The organism is Brevibacterium moorei (genome assembly GCF_024580735.1).
Taxonomy (GTDB): domain Bacteria; phylum Actinomycetota; class Actinomycetes; order Actinomycetales; family Brevibacteriaceae; genus Brevibacterium; species Brevibacterium moorei.
On the sequence record NZ_JANIJX010000040.1, the window covers coordinates 1 to 18516 of the forward strand.

The following is an 18516-nucleotide window of genomic DNA, read 5'->3' on the forward strand; positions in this document are numbered from 1 at the left end:
GTCGGGACACTCGATGATTCCCTGGTGGGTGGACAGATCACGGCAAAGGCACACACTGTGGTGGCCAGTCAGTGCCTGGGTCACACCCTGGATGGAAACCATCCCTACAAGTATCAACGTCAGTGCCGTGAAGTACGCTGGCCCCATGGTGACAACAAGCCCTGCACGTTTGGCCGAACCCCTGTTGGGAGGAACCGCCGGCGCCCACGCAGGACCGGCGGATCGTCGCTTCCGCGCGGGTGCTGCGACCTGGAGTCTGGTGCTGCTGGGGATCTCCTGCCTGCTGGGACTGACCCGCCAGGTCGCCTGTTTCACAGACGGCTGGGGCTTCCCCGGAGCCTCGCACCGCCTGTGCGCATCGCCCGTTGCCAACGCCGTGCTGGGTCAGACCTTCCCCGACTTCCCGGGACGTTCCACCGGTGGCCTGTCGACGTTCACCCCCGGCAATGCCTGGCTGGTCGGCCTGACCGGTTTCGGTGGTTCGGACGTGCAGACGACCATGGCCTTCCTCCTCGTCATCAACGTCGCGGCCTTCGCCGTGATCGGTGTGAGTCTGCTACGGCTCATGCCCGGCAGTTCCTGGGTCGCCGCGGCTTTCCTCTCGCCGGTCGTGATCTTCTCCCTGGGTCAGGGGCTGGAACCGGTGGCGGTGGCCGCCACCCTGCTCGCCCTGGTCCTCCTCACACCCGCGGCCGAACGCCCGTCCACCGGAGCGCTGGTCTGCGCCGGCCTGTTGTTCGCCGTAGCGGTCGTCATCAGCCCCATCGCACTGCTGGTGCCGATCGTCGTATGCCTGCGCTCACTGGGTGCCGGTCGAGCCGCCTCTGCGGATTCCGCCGCCCGGGCGGGTGCCGCCCGGGACCTCGGCCCCGGGGCGCGGCGGATCGACTCCGGCGACCTGCTGGTCATGGTCGGCAGCGGGATCATCGCGCTGGGGCTGCTCATCATCGTCGACGGGCAGATCATCGCCAGGGCACAGGCCTGGCTCGGCGCCGCTGTGGATCGTGGGTCACTGGTCTCGCTGACCCTGTCGGCGGGCCTGGGATCCCCGCGCGAACTCGGCCTGCTCTCGCTCATCGTGTGGGCTGTGGCCCTGCTGGCCGCAGCCCAGCTCATCTACATGTTCGGCCGACACCTCGATCTGGCCCAGATCCTGAGCGTCGTCTTCGGGCTGAGCCTGCTGCTCCTGCCGGCGGCACCCATCACCCTGGCGCTGTGGCTGGTCCCGGCGGCAGCCGCGGCTGTGCACCGGTTGTGGGTCCACGTGGCGTGGATGCTCGCCGAAGCCGCCCTCTTCATCGCGGTCAATCTGCGCGATGCCGCACGCACCCAGGACAAGGTGGGGCTGGACCAGTCCTGGCTCGTCATCTTCACCGTGTTGCGTCTGGCCGCGGTTCTCGCGGTCATCGTCGCAGCTCTCTGGCCGCGGGACCAGATTGCCGACCGGTCCTCGGCCGCAACCACCGGGACCCGGACCCCGGCACCGGAATTCGAGGCCCGGGGCGTAGCCGCGGCCCAGGACGTCCAGGGCACCATGGGCCGCGTTGAACCCACGGAGGGAACGGGTGCTGCAGAGGACCCGGAAGCCGGGGAAGATCTGAAAGCCGGGGAAGCCGCGGACGATGTGGAGGCCGCGGGACCCGTGGAGGGCATGGGGGACCTGGTGAGCAGTCGCCTGCGCTCGGTGGATGCAGATGCCGCGACCGGTCCCGCCAGCCCGGACGGTCCCGCCGGCCCGGACGGTCCTACCGACCCGGACGGGGACGGCGGAATGACCGGAGACGGTTCGGCGGAAGACGTGCGAAACGTGATTCGCCCGACTTCGGCGCACGAACGGCTAGACGGTCACCATCCCAGGCACTAGAATCGAAAGGTCTGTGTCCGTGCGAACCATCGTGCGGGCCGGGCACGCATTTACCCTCCTGCCATGGACCGACCATGGCCGCATAGACCAGAGGAGGTGGGTTACACATGCGTCACTACGAGCTCATGCTCATCCTGGACCCGGAACTCGACGAGCGTTCGCTGGGTACCACTGTTGAAAAGCTGACGAAGGTCGTCCCCGCTGAAAACGGCACGATCGACAACGTCGACATCTGGGGCCGTCGCCGCCTGGCGTACGAAATCCAGAAGAAGACCGAAGGCTACTACGCAGTCATCGATCTGCACGCAGAGCCTGCGACCACCAAGGAACTTGAGCGTCTGCTGGGTCTGAACGAATCCGTGCTGCGCAGCAAGTTCATCCGTCCCGCAGCCAAGTAACCGAACAGGTCCGTAGTCCACCAGACCCGGCTCGCCGGGTCGTTGCTTAAGGAGTCCTCATGGCCGGCGAAACCATTATCACCGTGGTAGGCAACCTCACCGCTGATCCCGATCTGCGCTTCACCCCCAATGGTGCGGCCGTCGCGAACTTCACGGTGGCCTCGACTCCTCGGACCTTCGACCGCCGCATGAACGAATTCAAGGACGGCGAAACCATGTTCCTCCGCTGTGCCGCATGGCGCGATATGGCGGAGAACGTGGCGAGCTCCTTGTCCCGTGGCACCCGTGTCGTGGTGCAGGGCCGGCTGCGTGCGCGCACCTTCGAAACCAAAGAGGGAGAGAACCGCACGGTTTTCGAGCTCGACGTCGACGAGGTGGGCCCCAGCCTGCGCTACGCCACCGCCAATGTGACGCGCAATGAGCGCTCCGGTGGCGGGAACCAGGGCGGATACGGCGGCGGCCAGCAGCGTCAGGGTGGCAACCAGGGCGGTTACAACCAGCCCCAGGGCAACCCCGGTGGTGGCTACGGCAATAACGGTTTTGGGAACAACAACCCCGGTGGCGGCTTCAACGGCGGCAATCAGGGTGGTTCCCAGTGGGGCCAGAACCCCGGTGCGAACCAGGGCAATGGCGGCGGGGCCCCTGCGCCTCGCCAGGACGACGATCCCTGGGCATCGTCGAATCCGAACGCCGGTGGCGGCGGCTGGGGCAACCCGACCGACGACGAACCGCCGTTCTAAACACGTTTTCAACAGGAGTACATCATGGCAAAGCCGGATATCCGGAAGCCGATCAAGAAGAAGGCCAATCCCCTGAAGAAGGGCGAGGCCGCGCTGATCGATTACAAAGACACCGCAACTCTGCGCAAGTTCATCTCGGACCGCGGCAAGATCCGTGCACGTCGCGTCACCGGTGTGACCGTGCAGGAACAGCGCGTTATCGCGAAGGCCGTCAAGAACGCCCGCGAAATGGCGCTGCTGCCCTACACCAGCACGAACCGCTGATAGGAAGGGGAGATATTCATGGCTACTAAGAAGATCATCCTCAACCAGGAAGTCGACGGACTGGGCGCTGCCGGCGACGTCGTCGAGGTCAAGGCCGGTTACGCTCGTAACCTGCTGCTGCCCCGCGGCTGGGCTCAGCCCTGGACCGCCGGTGCTGAAAAGCAGATCGCAGCCCTGCAGAAGGCCCGTCAGACCAAGCAGCTCGCCGACCGCGATGCCGCTCTGGAACTGAAGGCGCAGCTGGAGAAGACCGCTGCTCGCATCGAGATGAAGGCCGGCAAGAACGGTCGCCTGTTCGGCGCCGTCACCCCGGCCCTGGTCGCCGAGGCCCTGGCCGCCGCGACCGGTCGCGAGTTCGACCGTCGTCAGGTCGCCCTGCCGGCCCACGTGAAGACGCCCGGCACCTACACCGCCACGGTGCGCGTGCACGACGAGATCACGGCTTCGGCCAAGTTCGCCGTCATCGGCAAGGCCTGATTCATCGGGTCGTGAGTCGCGCGGTCCGATCCAGTGGGTCCTGATCCACCGGATCCGATCCGCACGGTTCTCAAGGCGCCGGTCGCCGTTCCCCGTTCCGACGGGGGCGGCGACCGGCGCCTTCTGCATGTCCGGAACCACGACCCCGGCGCGCTGCCACGACACCGGCTCACGGGCCGGCCGGCGTGCCGAACCTAGACTGGGGGTATGAGTGATGAGCAGCCCGGCCCGGTCCCACCCCGGCCGCAGACGCCGCCTGCACCGGCATCCACCTTCGAGCTCGATACCGCCGGGGATGCCGAACGCCGCCGTGGTTTGACGAAGATGCGCCGGATCGCCACCGGTGCGCTGATCCTGGCCGCCCTGATCTTCCTGCTGGTCCATATCTTCACAGACCTCGGCGGTGTCTGGGGCTTCATCGCCGCCGCAGCCGAGGCCGCGATGGTCGGTGCGATCGCCGACTGGTTCGCCGTCACCGCCCTGTTCCGCCATCCCCTGGGCCTGCCGATCCCGCACACCGCGATCATTCCGCGCAAGAAGGACTCGCTGGGGGAGACCCTGTCGGAGTTCGTCGCGACGAACTTCCTGCGCAAGTCCACCGTGGCGCCCAAGATCCTCTCCGCCCACGTCACCTACCGGGCCGGCCTGTGGCTGAGCCGCCCCGACAACCAGGAACTGCTGGTGGGGCGTGCGGCACAGGGACTGAACTACGTGCTGGACCGGGTGGATTCCGCTGCGGTCGAATCGCTGACGAAGAACGTGCTCATCCCGAAGCTGACGGATCTGCGCAAGGCCCCGGCGCTGGGCCTGGTCCTGGAACGGGTCATCTCCGACGGCTCGCACAAACGGCTGATCGACATCATCCTCGACGAGGCCTTCGACTGGCTCTACAACAACCCGCAGGTGCTGGGCGACCAGGTGGCGACCAAGGCCCCGTCCTGGGTGCCGAAGTTCGTCAACTCCGGCATCGCCAACCGCCTGCAGCGCGAGGTCCTGGGCTGGCTGGGCGATATCCGCGACCGCCCGGACCACAAAGTCCGCCGCGCCCTGGACGAATGGCTGCTGGCCGTGGCCCACGATATGCAGGACGAGGATTCCCCCGTGGCGGAGCGGACCGAATCCGTTCTGGCCCAGCTGCTGGCCCACCCCAGCGTGGCGGCGGCGGTGGTGGATCTGTGGACCAGCCTGTCGGTGTTGCTGCGCACGGCGATCGGCGATCCCACCGGCGAGATCGGTTCGCGGATCCGTGCGGCCCTGACCGAGTTCTCCACCCGCTGTGTCGAGGACGAGGCCTTCGCCGCGGGCATCGATGCGCGGCTGGCGGATGCGGCGGGTGCGGCGGCCGAGTCCTTCGGCCCTGAGCTGGCCAGTGTCATCTCGGATACGATCGCCGGCTGGGACGCGCAGCAGGCCTCGGAGAAGATCGAATTGCTGGCCGGGCGCGACCTGCAGTTCATCCGGATCAACGGCACCGTGATCGGCGCCCTGGTCGGCTTCGTACTGCACGCCGTCGAAGTCCTCATCCCCTGAGCCGACCGACCGCGGCGCCCCGGGTCGGGCCGCGCGGGTGAGGACGCGCTTACAATGAACGGTGGAGTTCATCGCTCCCAATCCCGCAATCGAAACCGTGCCCCCGAAACAGTAAGGATCGCAATGACGCGAACGCGCCCGCCGGCCCAGGGCGGAACCGCTCCGGATGAGCCCCAGACAGACGGAGAGTACCTATTCGTCTGGAATGACACAGTGCGCGGCAAGAAGCTGCTGCTGGGCATCGTCCTGGGCGTCGCCGGCGCCATGATCGGCCTCTACGGAGGCAAGTGGCTCGTCGGCCTGTTCGTCGCCGACCCCGCTCTGGTCAAGGTGTGGTCCCTGGTCACGGGGCTGATAGGCACGGTGATCGGGGCGGTCGTCGTCGGCTTCCTGGTACCGCCGGCGCGGATCGTGAGCGATCACGCCTCCGATACCTCGCGGGTGGACGAGACGATCGACGATATGGCGGCCGACCCGCAGGGTCTGGGAACCCTGGCCCAGGCCAGTGCGCGTTCGCGGCACGAACTCGCCGAGGCCGGACTGACCTCGGCGTTCGAGGCCGGGCAGGCGCGTGCCGCCGGGACCTCGGGAGATTCCGGAACCTCGGGAACTCCGGATGCGGCCCGGGGAGGTGCCGCCTGATGGAGATCCTGTCCCAGGTCCCGATCGCCGTACTCATGGGCATCATCGGCGCCATCGTCTTCACCCTGGTCGGCGTGGTCTCCGGCACCGATGAGACCTCGACCATCGCGCCCCTGACCCTGGTCGTCATCCTGCTGGGCGTGCCCCCGGCCGGAATCTTCACGTTCTTCATCGCCGCAGCCGTGTCCAAGCACATGACGCATGCGATCCCCACGATGCTCCTGGGCATTCCGGGCGACACCCTGGCCGTGCCCATCATGGACGACGCCAACCGGATGCGCGCCCTGGGCGTGCCGCACGTGGCGCTGCGCAAGGCGATCTCGGCTGCGCTGATCTCCGCGGTCATCGCCGTGCCGGTGGCCGTACTGTTCGCCTGGGTGCTCTCGCCCTTCGAGGCCTTCATCGGCGATATCGCCCCGTGGCTGTTCCTCATCGCCGCGATCCTCATCGCCTATGTGTCGCCCGCGAAGCTGGCCGGTGTCCTGGCGCTCATCCCATTCGTCGCGATCGTCATGGGGCTCAACGCCTGGGCCGGGACCTTCGACGTGACGATCTCCACCAGCTACTTCATGGGGATCGCGATCGGCCCGATGATCTTCGACCTGTTCGCCGTGCTGGTACCGGGCAATCGCGCCCGGATGCGCAGGCGGGAGCCCTCGCACGTCTACCTGGCCCCCGACACCTCGGAGCTGGGGGTCGGGAACCGGAAGACGCGCGGGAAGTCCGGTGCGGCCACCGCGCAGGCCGCCTCGGCCACGGGCGAGCACGTCGATGTCGACCGGGGCGCGCACGGCACGCACCACACCTGGCCCAATCCGTTCAAGGTGCTCGACAAGCAGCAGCTGGGCGCGACGGCCGCGACCTCGGTGATCTCCAGTGCGACCTTCGTGTTCAGCCCCGTTGCGATGACGGTGCTGATGGGCGAGTTGGTGGGCGCGAAGATCAAGCAGGGCTATCAGCGCCTGGCCACCGTGGTCAGTGCGAAGAACGGCACCACGGAATCGACCTATATGGCCGAGACCCTGATCCCGCTGGTGGCCTTCGGGCTGCCGCTGTCGCCGGTTGCCGCCGGTCCCGCCGCGCCCCTGTTCAACGCGCCGCCGGTGTTCCACACGGATGCCGCCTCCGGCGAGCACTTCAACCTGTCCGACACCCTGTCGACCGGGCAGTTCTTCGTCTTCGCCCTCCTGGGCGTGCTGTTGGCCGGGCTCATCGCCTATCCGTTCGCCATGCGCTACGCCCACGCCGCCGCGCGCTTCGTCGTCTCGAAGGTCAGCCACGAGGCGATCATCGCCGGGTTCTCGGGCCTGGTGCTGTTGGTCAGCGTGTGGGAGGGCGGCCTGCTGGGCCTGATCGTGGTGCTGACGATCGGCCTGCTGTCCGGCCTGCTGGTGCGCACCCTCAAACTGCACTCCGGTGTGTTGTTCATGGGGTACTACGTGGCGATCCTGTCCGTGCCCGGCATTCTCAAGGTGCTGGGGTAGGGGCGCGGGGAGGGTGCATTCCCACTCGATGCGCCGAGGCCCCATCGAGTGTCCGGTTCGTGTCACTTGCAGCCCGCGTGGGCCGCGGATTTCCGGGGTTGTTGGGTAGGCGCGGGAACACTCGATGGAGCGGGACTTCATCGACTGTCGAAAGTACAGCATATGTATCCTCATACTCGCGGATGAGGGGATTTCCCCCTGCCGAGGTCTGGGGTCGGCACCATGGCCCGGCCGGCTCGCGCACGCGATGCTGGGGGTATGAATGATTTCCAGCCCGTTCCCGTCCCCCAGTACCCGCCGCAGCCGGGCTATGCCCCGCAGTCCGCTCAGCCCGCGCAGCAGCCCCAGCCCGGGTCTCGGACCACTCCACCCGGTGCCCCGGTACTGCAGGCATCGGGCCTGCAGAAGCACTACGGGCCCACCGCCGCGCTCGCGGGAGTGAACCTGAGCGTGCGGGTCGGTGAGTCCGTGGCGATCATGGGCCCCTCCGGCTCGGGCAAGACCACCCTGCTGCACACCCTGGCGGGGATGATCCTGCCCGACGCCGGCCAGGTCGTGCTGAGCCCGGGGGCCACAGCCCAGCCCGGCGCGACTCAGCCGGGCGCGGCCCCGCTCGACATCACCGCCGCCTCCGAGGCGACTCGCACCGCCCTGCGCCGGACCACCTTCGGCTTCGTGTTCCAGCAGGGCCTGCTGCTGCCGGAGCTCACGGCCGAGGAGAATGTCGCCGTGGCCGCAATGCTCACGGGCGTGCCCCGGACCCCGGCCACCGGGCAAGCGCGCGAGCTGCTGGCCCGCGTGGGCCTGACCGAACACGCCGGCAAGCGGATCGGGCAGCTCTCCGGCGGACAGGCCCAGCGCGTGGCGATCGCCCGCGCCCAGGCCAATGACCCCGCCATTGTCTTCGCCGATGAGCCAACGGGCGCGCTCGACTCGCAGACCGGCGCCCAGGTGCTCCACCTGCTGCTGGGCTCGACCACGGGCCGCGGCCGGACCCTGATCCTGGTGACCCACGATGAAACCGTCGCCGCGGCCTGCGACCGGACCGTGCGACTGCGCGACGGCCGCATCGTCTCGGACACCTCGACGGGTACCACGGTCGGCTTCGGCGCCGAGGCCCCCGCCGGGACGGGTGCCGGGCCCCAGCAGTCCCAGCCCGCCTGGGTCCAGCCGGGTCAGGCCCAGCCAGCCTCCGGGACCAACCCCAGCTCAACCCCCAATCCCGACCAGGGGGCGTGGTCATGAGGAACGCGCTGCGCCTGCTGCCCCTGCTCATCAACGCGCGGACCCTGAAATCCGGGCCCGCTCTGCTCATGATGGCCGCCTTCGCCGCATGTTCCGCACTCTTCCTCACCGTGGCCGGCGGAACCTGGGCCTTCATACACTGGGACACGGCGAACGACGCGGGCGGCATGCTCGGTATGTACAAGGTGCTGGCGGCCATCGCCACCGTGCTGCTCATCGTCCCGGCCTTCACCCTGGGACAGGCGGCCGCGAACCTGTCGAGCCGGCGCAATGACGAACGGTTGTCCTCGCTGTCACTGCTGGGGGCCTCGGCGGCGGGCGTGACCCTGGTGGCGCTGGCGGAACCGGCGCTGCTGGCGACCGTGGGCACCGTGGCCGGCATCGCGGGGTACTTCGTGCTGCTGGTGCCCACCAGCCTCATCCACTTCCAGGGTACTGGCCTCGGCTACGCGAATATGGTCCTCCCCGTGTGGGCCCTGGTCCTGGCGGTCGTGTTGCTGGTCGCGGTGTCCGTGGCCAGCACCCTGGTGGGTCTGCGGCGCGTGGTCGTATCCCCCTTGGGTGTGCGCACCCGCCAGCAGGCACCCGGCTTCCCCTGGGGTCGGGTGGCCTGCGGTGCCGTGCTGCTGGTCCTGGTGTTCGTGGCCGTCTCGATCACGCGGATGGCCACGAGCATGGCGGTCATCGTCGTGGCGCTGCTGGCCATGCTGGCCGGCGGACTGCTGGTTGTCGACCTGCTGGGCGTGGTCTTCGTGCGGATCATCGCGCGGACCTCGGCCAAGCGGGCGCGCACTGCGGAGCGGCTGGTGGCCGCACGCTTCGTGCTCGATGACCCCAAGCGTTACTGGCGCCGCGTCTCCGGCCTGGCGATGACCGCCTTCACCGCGACCGTGGCCGGTACCGGCGCCGCTCTGGTCCAGGGACTGAACGGCCAGGCTACCGCGGAGGCCGGCGGCGCAGGCGGAGCCGAGGCCTCGGCACAGGAAGCTGCCCTACAGCAGCAGATGGACCTGCTGGGCAATGACATCGTCACCGGGATCCTGTTGGTGTTGGGCATCTCCTTCGTGTTCATCGCCGTGTCCGCGGTGATCAACCAGGCGGCCGATGTCTACGACCGCAGCGATTCCTTCGTCCAGCTGCACTCCGCTGGGATGGGGGTGCCGACCCTGCGCGCGATCACGGTGTGCTCGGTCATGCTGCCGGTGATTTGGGTGTCGGTGTTCGCCGCCGTATTGGGCCTGGTACTGGTGTTCCCGCTGGCCGGCGCCGCCTTGGTGTTCCAACCGGTGACCTTCCTGGTGATGGTCGGGTCCGTCGCGGTGGGCGTGCTGGTGGTCAGGGTGGGGCTGCGGCTGACCAGCCCGCTGCTGGCCCGGGTCGCAGCACTGGGGTGAGGTCGGTCACGATGGGGCTGATTCCCTGACTCTCAGGGGATTGACAGGTTAGGGTTGCCTCATGACCAATCCCTCCCCGAACCCTCCCTCCACCGGTGCGCCGACGCCGATCTCCACCGCCCAGGACGTCAACCGCGTACTGGGTGCCCAGGGATCGCACGGGCACAAATCCAAGGCGATCGTCCTGCTGGCCCTGGGCGGCATCTTCATGGACGCCTACGATATGTCCTCACTGGCCTTCGGCATCACCGCCATCCGCACCGAGTTCGGGCTGGACGGCTTCATGACCGGCCTGACGAACGCCGCGATCATGATCGGCGCCGTCATCGGCGCGGTGTTCGGCGGATACCTGACCGATAGGTTCGGCCGTTACAAGCTGTTCATGGCCGATATGGTGTTCTTCGTCGTCGCCGCGATCGGCTGCGCCCTGTCACCCAATGAATGGGTGCTCATCTTCTTCCGGATCATCATGGGGATCGGGGTGGGTCTGGACATGCCGGTGGCCATGGCCTTCCTCGCCGAGTTCTCCAAACTGCGCGGCAAGCAGGGCCGCTCCCAGCGCGTGAGCACCTGGTCGCCCATCTGGTACGTGGCCACCGGCATCGGCTATTTCATCGTCCTCATCTGCTTCCTGTCCCTGCCGTACGAGGCCCAGCCGCTGCTGTGGCGCATCGTCGTGGGCTTCGGCGCGATCCCCGCGCTCATCGTGCTGCTGGTGCGCCGGAGGTACATGGCGGAATCGCCACAGTGGCTGGCCAATCAGGGCGATGTGGCCGGAGCCGTGGATGTGCTCCGGACCCATTACGAACTCGAGGTGGAGTACGTGCCGGCGGGTGCTTCCGGGGACGCGGCCGCGGCGGGTGCTGCGGCCTCGGCTGCGGGAACCGCGATTGCGGGAACCCGGCCGCGGGCGTACAAAACGCAGTGGAGCGGGTTCGCCGAACTGTTCTCCAAGCGCTACCGGATGCGCACGATCATCGCGATGTGCGTGTGCGTGTTCTCGACCTTCGGCTACAACGCGGTGGGCTACGGGCTGCCGCTGATCATCACGACCCTGTTCCAGCAGGGGCCGCTGGTGACGATCATCAGCTCCCTGGTCATCAACCTGTGCTTCGGCGCGGTGGGTGGGTTCATCTGCGCCGGGATCGTCGACCGCCTCGGTTCGCGCAGGGTCACGCTCATCGGTTTCATCGTGCAGGCGGTGGCCCTGGTGATCCTGGCCGCCGTCGGGGTGCCGGCCGGCGGGCTGGTCATCGTGTCGATCGCGATGCTGGCGGTGTTCATCTTCATGCAGGCGGCCGGCCCCGGCACCAACCTGATGAACTATGCGACGCTGTCCTACCCGGCACGGCTGCGCGGGATCGGGATCGGCTTCAACCAGGCGGTGCTGCGGACGTTCTCGGTCGTCTCGCTCATCTTCTTCCCGGTGGTTTCCGCGGCCCTGTCCATGGGTGTGTTCTGGATCATCGCCTGCGCTCCGCTGTTGGGCGCGATCGTGGTGGGGATCGTGAAGTGGGACCCCACCGGGCAGGACGTGGACGCCGAGGCCTACGCGGACGCGGAGGGCTGAGCGGGCGCAGCTCCACTTCCGACATCTACACATGTACTCACGTGGATTGTTGGGACACGCTGCACCGCATGGGTGTCAGTGCCCCGGCATAGTCTTGGGCCATGGTGAATCCGACTCTGGTGAAGGCGCGGCTGGTCGCGCAGGGGCTCGTGGGCGCGGGGCCTGCTTCCGCGTTTGCTTCCGCTGCTTCCGCGGCGGCATCGGGACCGTCCGTCGATGCCGCCATTGCGCATCGACCTGCTTCCCCGGCCGAGGTCGTGGCAGGCATGGGTGCCATGCAGGGCCAGGACCTGCCCGGAGTGCTCAGCTCCATCGCCCTGCGCACGGGACCTCGGGATGTGGATCAGCGGATCGCAGAGGTCGTGGCGGCCTTCGCCGCGGGTTCCCTGGTTCGCGGTTACCCGATGCGCGGGACCGTTTTCGCGCTGCCGGGCGCCGACGCAGCTTGGATCACCGAGCTGTGCGCAGGCCCCCAGCGCCGCGCCCAACCCAAACGCTATGAGCGCTTGGGCCTGAGCTCCGAACAGGTCGCCCGGTCGCGTGACATCTTCTTCGCCGAGGCACAGGCGGCTGCAAGCGGGCAGGCCACTGCAAGCGGGCAGTCACCCGAAGGCACGCAGGATCTTGAAGGCATGCAGACTCCCGCAGCCGAGGAGACTCGGGAAGACAGGCAGGGCGCCCCCGGGGTGAGGCGTGGTCGGCTCACCGAACTGTGGACCCAGGCCGGCCTGCTGGAGGGCAATGGGACCTCGTATGCGCTGATCACCAGCATGATCGTCGACGGGTTGGCGGTTTACGGACCGCTGGTGGACGGGAACCGGGACAATCTGGTGATGCCCGCACAGGCCTGGCTGCCGGCCGGATCGGACCTGGCTGGGCGCTTCAACGACGATCGGGACGCCGCAACCGCCGAACTCCTGCTGCGGTACCTGAGCAGTCACGGTCCGGCCAGTCTGCGCGATTTCCAGTGGTGGACCAAGCTGCCGCAGCGCCAGATCAAAGCGGGCTTCGCCCTCATCGCCGACCGGGTGGAACCGGCCGCCCCACAGCTGCTGGGTGGGTCCGGCGCAGCGGTCACGGCCCAGGGGCCGCATGCCTCGCACACCGTCGATATGGACACGCCCCTGACTCGAATGGGCTTGGCCGACGAGGTCAAGGCGGCGGGGCGACGTCCGCACGGCACCTTTCTGCTGCCCGGATTCGACGAGGTGGTGCTGGGGTATCGGGACCGCCTGGCGTTCATGAGCGACGAGCACCATACCCTGCTGGTGCCGGGTAACAACGGGATGTTCAAGAAGACGATGATCAGGGGCGGGAAGTTCATCGGCACCTGGAAGGCCCCACGTGGCTCGGCCGGCGCTTGCCGGTTGAGCGCCGAGCCCTTCGCGGACCTCAGCGCTGCGGCCCTGCGCGATGTGGAGCGCACCTTCGCCCGCTACCCGCATAGTGATTGAACAATCAACCAAAAGGGGTGCCGAGGTGCCTACACTGAGAGGATGACTGAAGCAGCGAACCAGACCCAGACTCCGAACGCGGCCCCGAACCCGGAAGCAGAACCGATGACGATCGACATCTGGTCCGACGTCGTGTGCCCCTTCTGCTATATCGGCAAGCGCCATCTGGAGCTGGCCCTGGACGAATTCCCGCACGCCGCAGACGTGACGATCAACTGGCACAGCTTCGAACTGGACCCGCAGACCAAGGCCCAGCCGGGCACCGATCTGATCGACATGATCGCAGCGAAGTACGGCTCCACGCGTGAACAGGCGATCGCCCAGCACGAACAGATGGAGGCGCAGGCCGCAGCGGTCGGCCTGGACTTCAATTGGCGCGCTGCCACGCCGGGCAACACCTTCGATGCGCACCGGCTGATCCAGCTGGCCGACACCCTGGGCCTGGCGGATGCCGCGGAGGAACGCTTCAAGAAGGCCTACTTCAGTGAGGGTGTCAACGTCGAGGACCACGCCGAACTGCGCCGTCTGGCCGCCGAGATCGGCCTGCCCTCCCAGGACGTGGACCGCGTTCTGGACTCCGAGGAATTCGCCCGTGAGGTCCGCTCCGACGAGGCCGCGGCCCAGCGCCTGGGCGTGACCGGGGTGCCGTTCTTCGTCGTCGACAACAAGTACGGGATCTCCGGGGCCCAGCCGGTCGACTACTTCAAGGCGGCCCTGGACCAGGTCTGGCAGTCCGAGCACGCTGCGGCACCGGTGCTCAAGGATCCGCTGGCGGGTGCGTCCGGGGCAACTGGCGCGGCAGGGACCTCGGCCGGTGACGCGGATGCCCGGGGAACCGGGACCTCGGCCCCGGCGTGCGGAATCGATGGCTGTAACTGATCCTGTTCCAGCCGGAGCCGAGCGCCGTCCTGTGAGGTGGGGGACAATGGTCCCATGAGCACTCTGCAGATCTCCGTGGCGCAGTTCGCCGCCACCACCGATGTCCGGGACAACATTCGCACCAGCATCGAACTGGTGCTCAAAGCGGGGCGGAACGCAGATCTGGTGATCCTGCCCGAATACTCGCTGTACGCCGACCCGAAGCACACCCGCGATGGGGCGTTCTACTCCGAACCGGTCGACGGGCCCTTCGTCCGTGCCCTGGGAGCCGCGGCGAAGAAGGTCGGCGTACACGTGCTGGCGGGGATGACGGAGACGAACCCGGATGCCGGGGATGGGGCGGACGGCCTGGCCCACCCCTTCAACACCCTGGTGCATGTGACACCGGAGGGCGAACTGGCCGGGACGTACCGCAAGATCCACCTGTACGACGCATTCGGCTACAAAGAGTCCGATGAGCTGACCGCCGGAGCGATCGAGGATCCCTTCGTCTTCGACATCGACGGGGTGAAGGTGGGGGCGGCGACCTGTTACGACCTGCGCTTCCCGGAGATCTTCCGCCGGCTGACCGATGCCGGAGCCCATGTCATCGCCCTGCCGGCGTCCTGGGTGGTGGGTCCGGCCAAGGAATACCACTGGGCGACGCTCATCGCCGCGCGTGCGATCGAGAACACCGTGTACATGGCCGCCAGCGGGCAGACCGCCAAATACGGCTGTGGTCAGTCGGTGATCCTCGACCCGATGGGGACCGTGCTGGCCGGTGCCGGCGAACAGGGCGGGGCCTGGGCCCAGGCCACCATCGACGCCGAGCGGATCGCCCAGGTGCGCACGACGAACGCCGCCCTGGACAACCGCCGGTTCGCGGTGGTCCCGAAGTAACCCGGGCTGCGCTGACCATACCTGTGCGCAGACACCACTCCAGCGCGGAAACTACCTGAAATAGTAGGTAGTTTCCGCGCTGGAGTGGTGTTTATGCGAGTGGTCCTCTCAGGCCGCGCGGCGCTCTCCGGACAGGGTGAATGGCCGCTTGCGCAGGTGGCGTTTCGTCGCGATCAGCGGATGCGTGCCGCCCAGTACCCGGTTCACCCAGCCGTCCCACTGGCTGGGGTCGAAGGGCTGGCCGGGGACTCCGTAGCGCCGGTCGCCGCCGTAATTGCGCGGATGATGGGGGTGCTCCTGCGGGCTGATCTCCGCCAGGGCTCCGCCCAACACGCTCAGCGCGGTGGGTGTGAAGCCGATCGCGCGGGCGGCCTCTACCGTTTCAGGCGAGTCGCCGATGGTGGGTAACCCGCCATCGCGTAGGGAACTCAGTGACAGGGCCAGGATCGTGGGCCGGGTGGGGGCGGAGCGGAAGGCGTAGCAGGCCTCGATCCAGGCCGCGGCCTCGGCGGGGTTGAAGGATTTCCAGTACTCGTTGCAGTCCCGGGACCGAGGCGGGCTGACCCGCTGGGGTCGGCCGTCGGGGCCGGGCGCGTAGTGGGCCGCGCCGCCGAGCCGGTAGACCGGCCAGTCGTCCGGGATCACAGTGGGGAAGTGTGCGAGGTCTTCGCAGGTCATGGCTCTCGCCGCCTTTCGCGCCGGGTCGCCCCGGCGGATCGATCGTCTTGCCGCGGGCGGGTCCGCCCGTGGCCGGTTCGTCTCCTGGGGGCACCGTGGTATCGATTCCGGTTGCCGTGCGGTCTGCCAGGACATGGACCGCAGCTCTTGAACCGCCTTCAGGCTATCCGGCCGGCGGCGCGACTTCTAGAATTGTGACCCAATAAGTCGAAGGGGTCGGGGCAGTGTGGTGTGCGCGGGCGGCTGGACTATAAAGACTATAAAAGCTACTTTGACTATAAAGACTATAAAAGCTAAGTCTGGAGCATCGGCATGGATAGTCCGTTCAAACCGGGATTCGGGAAGAACCCGCCGTATCTGGCTGGCCGTGACGCGGTCATGAATCGGCTTGAGCTGGGCTTGGAACAGGGCCAGTGGCCGCAGGAACGCGGCATTCTGGTGACGGGGCTGCGCGGTGTGGGCAAGACCGTCATCCTCAACCACGCGGAGGATCTGGCCCGGGGGCGCGGTTGGCGGGTCGTTTCCGAAACCGCCACCCAGGGTTTCTTCGAACGCATCGTCGGCTCACACCTTCCGAGGATCTTGGGTGAACTGCAACCGCAGAAGAAGTTCAGAGTGACGTCATTGAGTCTGGCGGGCGTGGGCAGTCTGAGCATCGAATACGCGGACGGGCGGGTGGAGAATCCGACCTTCCGCACGATGGTCCACACCATCTGCGAACTGCTGAAGCCCGATGGTGGAATCGTGTTCAGCATCGACGAGGTGAGTTCGGCTGCAGTGGAGGAGTTCGCCCTGTTCGCCTCCGAATACCAGCACCTGGTGCGGGAGGACGATGAAGTCGCCTTCATCGGCGCTGGAGTCCAAGGGGAGATCAGGTCCCTGCTGGCCGGACGTTCGGCCACATTCTTGCGGCGCTGCGCCAATGTGCACATCGGACTGTTGGACCCGAACCAGACCAGAACCGCGTTCGTCGAACCGATCCGCGGGCATGGGCGATCCGTCTCCGAAGACGTACTGGACTTCCTGGTGAGTGCCTCGCAGGGCTATCCGTTCCTGGTCCAATTGATCGGCGACCTGGCATGGCGGCGCACCCCGCAGGCCGGGGAGATCTCGCTGGACGATGCGCGCGACGCCTATCGGCGCGCCCGGAAGTCCCTGGGCCCGTTCATTCTGGAACCGTCACTGTCCGGCTTGTCCGAAGTGGACCGACAGTTCCTGCTGGCAATGGCGAAGGACGATGGCTCCAGCCGGATCGAGGATATCCGAGTGCGCATGGGTGGAGTCGATTCCGGCTATGCAGGGGTCTACCGGCAGCGGTTGTTGGACTCCGGCGTGATCATTCCAGCGGGGAGGGGCCAGGTGACGATCGGCCTGCCATACCTACGCGAATACCTGCGGGACCACGCTGCCGAGGCCATCGACGACAACCGCGAACGAGCCGGCTTCCCGCCACCTCCACCCTTGGATTGAGGCGGGGATTACTTGGTGAGCCAAATATAACAAATATAACAAGTTCAACAGAATATAACAGGAAGCGGAGACGCTCCCCGATGCTTCCGCGTCGTCAGGGTCAGGAGAGGCGAGGTTCTCTGGAGTCCGGTGAAAGACCTTTAGACTGTGCTCCAGGCAACACTGTGCAAAGGAGCATCCGTGAACACGACGCAACATTCGGCATCCCCGAACCCGGAAACCACGCCGACCTCCGCCGCGAAACCGGACCCGGTCTGGCCCAGTGGGCGCGGCGACCAAGTGACCTTCGCCCACAAGCACGGCGCGCAGCTGGCCGAACGCTTCCTCGTCGCCTTCTACCAGGGCGACCCGGTCGCGGACGCCCTGTTCACCTCGGCGACGGCGCGCAAGGACGTGATGCGACAGGTGCGGCGGGCGCTGAGCGCGGGCGCCGCGGAACCCGGGGACGCCCCCGAAGTCCACGCCTTCATCGACGACCTGCGCGCGGCCGTGGAGCCAGCGGACTGGGCGGCGGTGGAGCGGGGCCGGCGCGCCTATCTGACGATCCCCGCACCCGTGCACGCGGTGGCGCTGGGGCCGGGCTCGCTCATCCACACCTACTCGACCCCGGCGATCTCCGCGGTGCTCACGCGCACCGGTCGGCTGGTGGATACCGCGGTCCGGCGGTTGCTCGACACCGCCAGTTGGGAGTACCACCTGTTCGCCGACGAGGACGCGCTGCGCCCCGGTGGGCAGGGCTTCGCCGATACCGGGATGGTGCGGGCGATGCATGCGTACTCCCGCGCCCAGGACCTGCAGGCCGGGCGCGACACGAGTGTGTGGGGGCTGCCGATCAATGCGATCGATATGCTGCGGACCTGGTTCGACTTCACCTATGTGCCGTATCGGGCACTGGCCGGACTGGGCTACGACCTGGCCGATGAGCAGGTGCACGAGGTCTACGGACTGTGGCAGGTAGTGGGCAGGATGCTGGGGATACCTGCGGACCTGCTGGAGCCCAACCGGGACCACGTGAGTTCCGAGCCGCTGGTCCAAGCCATTGCGGAGGTGGACGGGGATCCGGATGATGGGTCCAGGGCCCTGTCCGAGGCCCTGCTGTCCGCCGTGGGCGTGCAGAACGGGCAGATCACCGGACTGGACCCCAAGCTGCACACCGTCATCGCAGAGGTTCAGGTGAGGATGATCCACGGCGACGAGGTTGCCGATGCCCTGGGCATCCCGCACCATCCGGAGGTCCAGGCCGCCGAGACCCTCCACATTCCGACCGTTGCCGGGCGGTTCGCCCTGCTGCAGGAGAATCCGGTGGCCCTGGAGCGCGAGATTGCCGGCAACCAGGAGTTCGTCCGCCAGCTGCTGGCCCAGACCGCCGACGGTAAGAGCGCACATGAGACGGTGCCGGTGGGGTGAGGGTGGCGTTCCCACTAGCCTGGGTTTTTCATGGTGTGGGGTGTCCGGGGTGTGGATGAATAGGTGAAGGTGACCTCTGACCTGGGAAAATAGGACTTGTCTAGAGTTCAATTCCCGCAGAAGAAAGATCACCTTCGAAGT

At 67.3% G+C, this 18516-nt stretch carries 17 protein-coding genes and 1 riboswitch; of the genes, 16 read left to right on the plus strand and 1 reads right to left on the minus strand.

Going from position 1 to position 18516, the window contains the following annotated elements; translation table 11 throughout:
• Positions 1-145: 145 nt before the first annotated feature.
• From NQ034_RS15540 to NQ034_RS15605, 14 genes are all read left to right on the plus strand, one after another.
• Positions 146-1864, plus strand: a complete 1719-nt coding sequence (locus NQ034_RS15540) for a collagen-like domain-containing protein (RefSeq protein ID WP_257049951.1) — start codon at positions 146-148, stop codon at positions 1862-1864.
• 107 nt (positions 1865-1971) lie between these two features.
• Positions 1972-2262, plus strand: a complete 291-nt coding sequence (gene rpsF, locus NQ034_RS15545; protein ID WP_257049952.1) for a 30S ribosomal protein S6 — start codon at positions 1972-1974, stop codon at positions 2260-2262.
• A gap of 59 nt (positions 2263-2321) precedes the next feature.
• Positions 2322-3002: a single-stranded DNA-binding protein gene (locus NQ034_RS15550; RefSeq protein WP_257049953.1), complete on the plus strand. Its 681-nt coding sequence runs from the start codon at positions 2322-2324 to the stop codon at positions 3000-3002.
• A gap of 24 nt (positions 3003-3026) precedes the next feature.
• Positions 3027-3266 (plus strand): 30S ribosomal protein S18, encoded by a 240-nt coding sequence (gene rpsR, locus NQ034_RS15555; RefSeq protein ID WP_257049954.1) that lies wholly within the window; start codon positions 3027-3029, stop codon positions 3264-3266.
• 18 nt (positions 3267-3284) lie between these two features.
• A complete protein-coding gene (gene rplI, locus NQ034_RS15560; RefSeq protein ID WP_257049955.1) occupies positions 3285-3743 on the plus strand; it encodes a 50S ribosomal protein L9 in 459 nt (152 codons plus the stop codon).
• Between the two features lie 207 nt (positions 3744-3950).
• Positions 3951-5273 (plus strand): DUF445 domain-containing protein, encoded by a 1323-nt coding sequence (locus NQ034_RS15565; RefSeq protein WP_257049956.1) that lies wholly within the window; start codon positions 3951-3953, stop codon positions 5271-5273.
• A gap of 123 nt (positions 5274-5396) precedes the next feature.
• Positions 5397-5915, plus strand: coding sequence for a hypothetical protein (locus NQ034_RS15570; RefSeq protein WP_257049957.1), 519 nt, complete (start codon positions 5397-5399; stop codon positions 5913-5915).
• Positions 5915-7399 carry a tripartite tricarboxylate transporter permease gene (locus NQ034_RS15575; RefSeq protein ID WP_257049958.1) on the plus strand — a complete coding sequence of 495 codons (1485 nt, stop codon included), beginning with the start codon at positions 5915-5917 and terminating at the stop codon, positions 7397-7399. The genes NQ034_RS15570 and NQ034_RS15575 overlap by 1 nt, the downstream gene beginning before the upstream one ends.
• A 258-nt stretch (positions 7400-7657) precedes the next feature.
• A complete protein-coding gene (locus NQ034_RS15580; RefSeq protein WP_306428350.1) occupies positions 7658-8644 on the plus strand; it encodes an ABC transporter ATP-binding protein in 987 nt (328 codons plus the stop codon).
• Positions 8641-10038, plus strand: coding sequence for an ABC transporter permease (locus NQ034_RS15585; protein ID WP_257049959.1), 1398 nt, complete (start codon positions 8641-8643; stop codon positions 10036-10038). The genes NQ034_RS15580 and NQ034_RS15585 overlap by 4 nt, the downstream gene beginning before the upstream one ends.
• 61 nt (positions 10039-10099) lie before the next feature.
• Complete coding sequence (locus NQ034_RS15590) at positions 10100-11608, plus strand: MFS transporter (RefSeq protein ID WP_257049960.1); 1509 nt, start codon at positions 10100-10102, stop codon at positions 11606-11608.
• A gap of 101 nt (positions 11609-11709) precedes the next feature.
• Positions 11710-13062: a winged helix DNA-binding domain-containing protein gene (locus tag NQ034_RS15595; protein ID WP_257049961.1), complete on the plus strand. Its 1353-nt coding sequence runs from the start codon at positions 11710-11712 to the stop codon at positions 13060-13062.
• A 42-nt stretch (positions 13063-13104) separates the two neighbouring features.
• Complete coding sequence (locus tag NQ034_RS15600) at positions 13105-13941, plus strand: DsbA family oxidoreductase (RefSeq protein WP_257049962.1); 837 nt, start codon at positions 13105-13107, stop codon at positions 13939-13941.
• 54 nt (positions 13942-13995) lie between these two features.
• Positions 13996-14820, plus strand: coding sequence for a carbon-nitrogen hydrolase family protein (locus NQ034_RS15605; protein WP_257049963.1), 825 nt, complete (start codon positions 13996-13998; stop codon positions 14818-14820).
• A gap of 108 nt (positions 14821-14928) precedes the next feature.
• On the opposite strand, the gene NQ034_RS15610 is transcribed toward NQ034_RS15605, so the two are convergent.
• Complete coding sequence (locus NQ034_RS15610; protein ID WP_257049964.1) at positions 14929-15498, minus strand: hypothetical protein; 570 nt, start codon at positions 15496-15498, stop codon at positions 14929-14931.
• Between the two features lie 40 nt (positions 15499-15538).
• Positions 15539-15651: riboswitch (SAM riboswitch) on the minus strand.
• Positions 15652-15810: 159 nt separating this feature from the next.
• Between NQ034_RS15610 and NQ034_RS15615 the strand changes: the two genes are divergently transcribed.
• A complete protein-coding gene (locus NQ034_RS15615) occupies positions 15811-16968 on the plus strand; it encodes an ATP-binding protein (RefSeq protein WP_257049965.1) in 1158 nt (385 codons plus the stop codon).
• A 180-nt stretch (positions 16969-17148) separates the two neighbouring features.
• Positions 17149-18375 (plus strand): oxygenase MpaB family protein, encoded by a 1227-nt coding sequence (locus tag NQ034_RS15620; RefSeq protein WP_257049966.1) that lies wholly within the window; start codon positions 17149-17151, stop codon positions 18373-18375.
• The last annotated feature ends 141 nt before the right edge of the window (positions 18376-18516 follow it).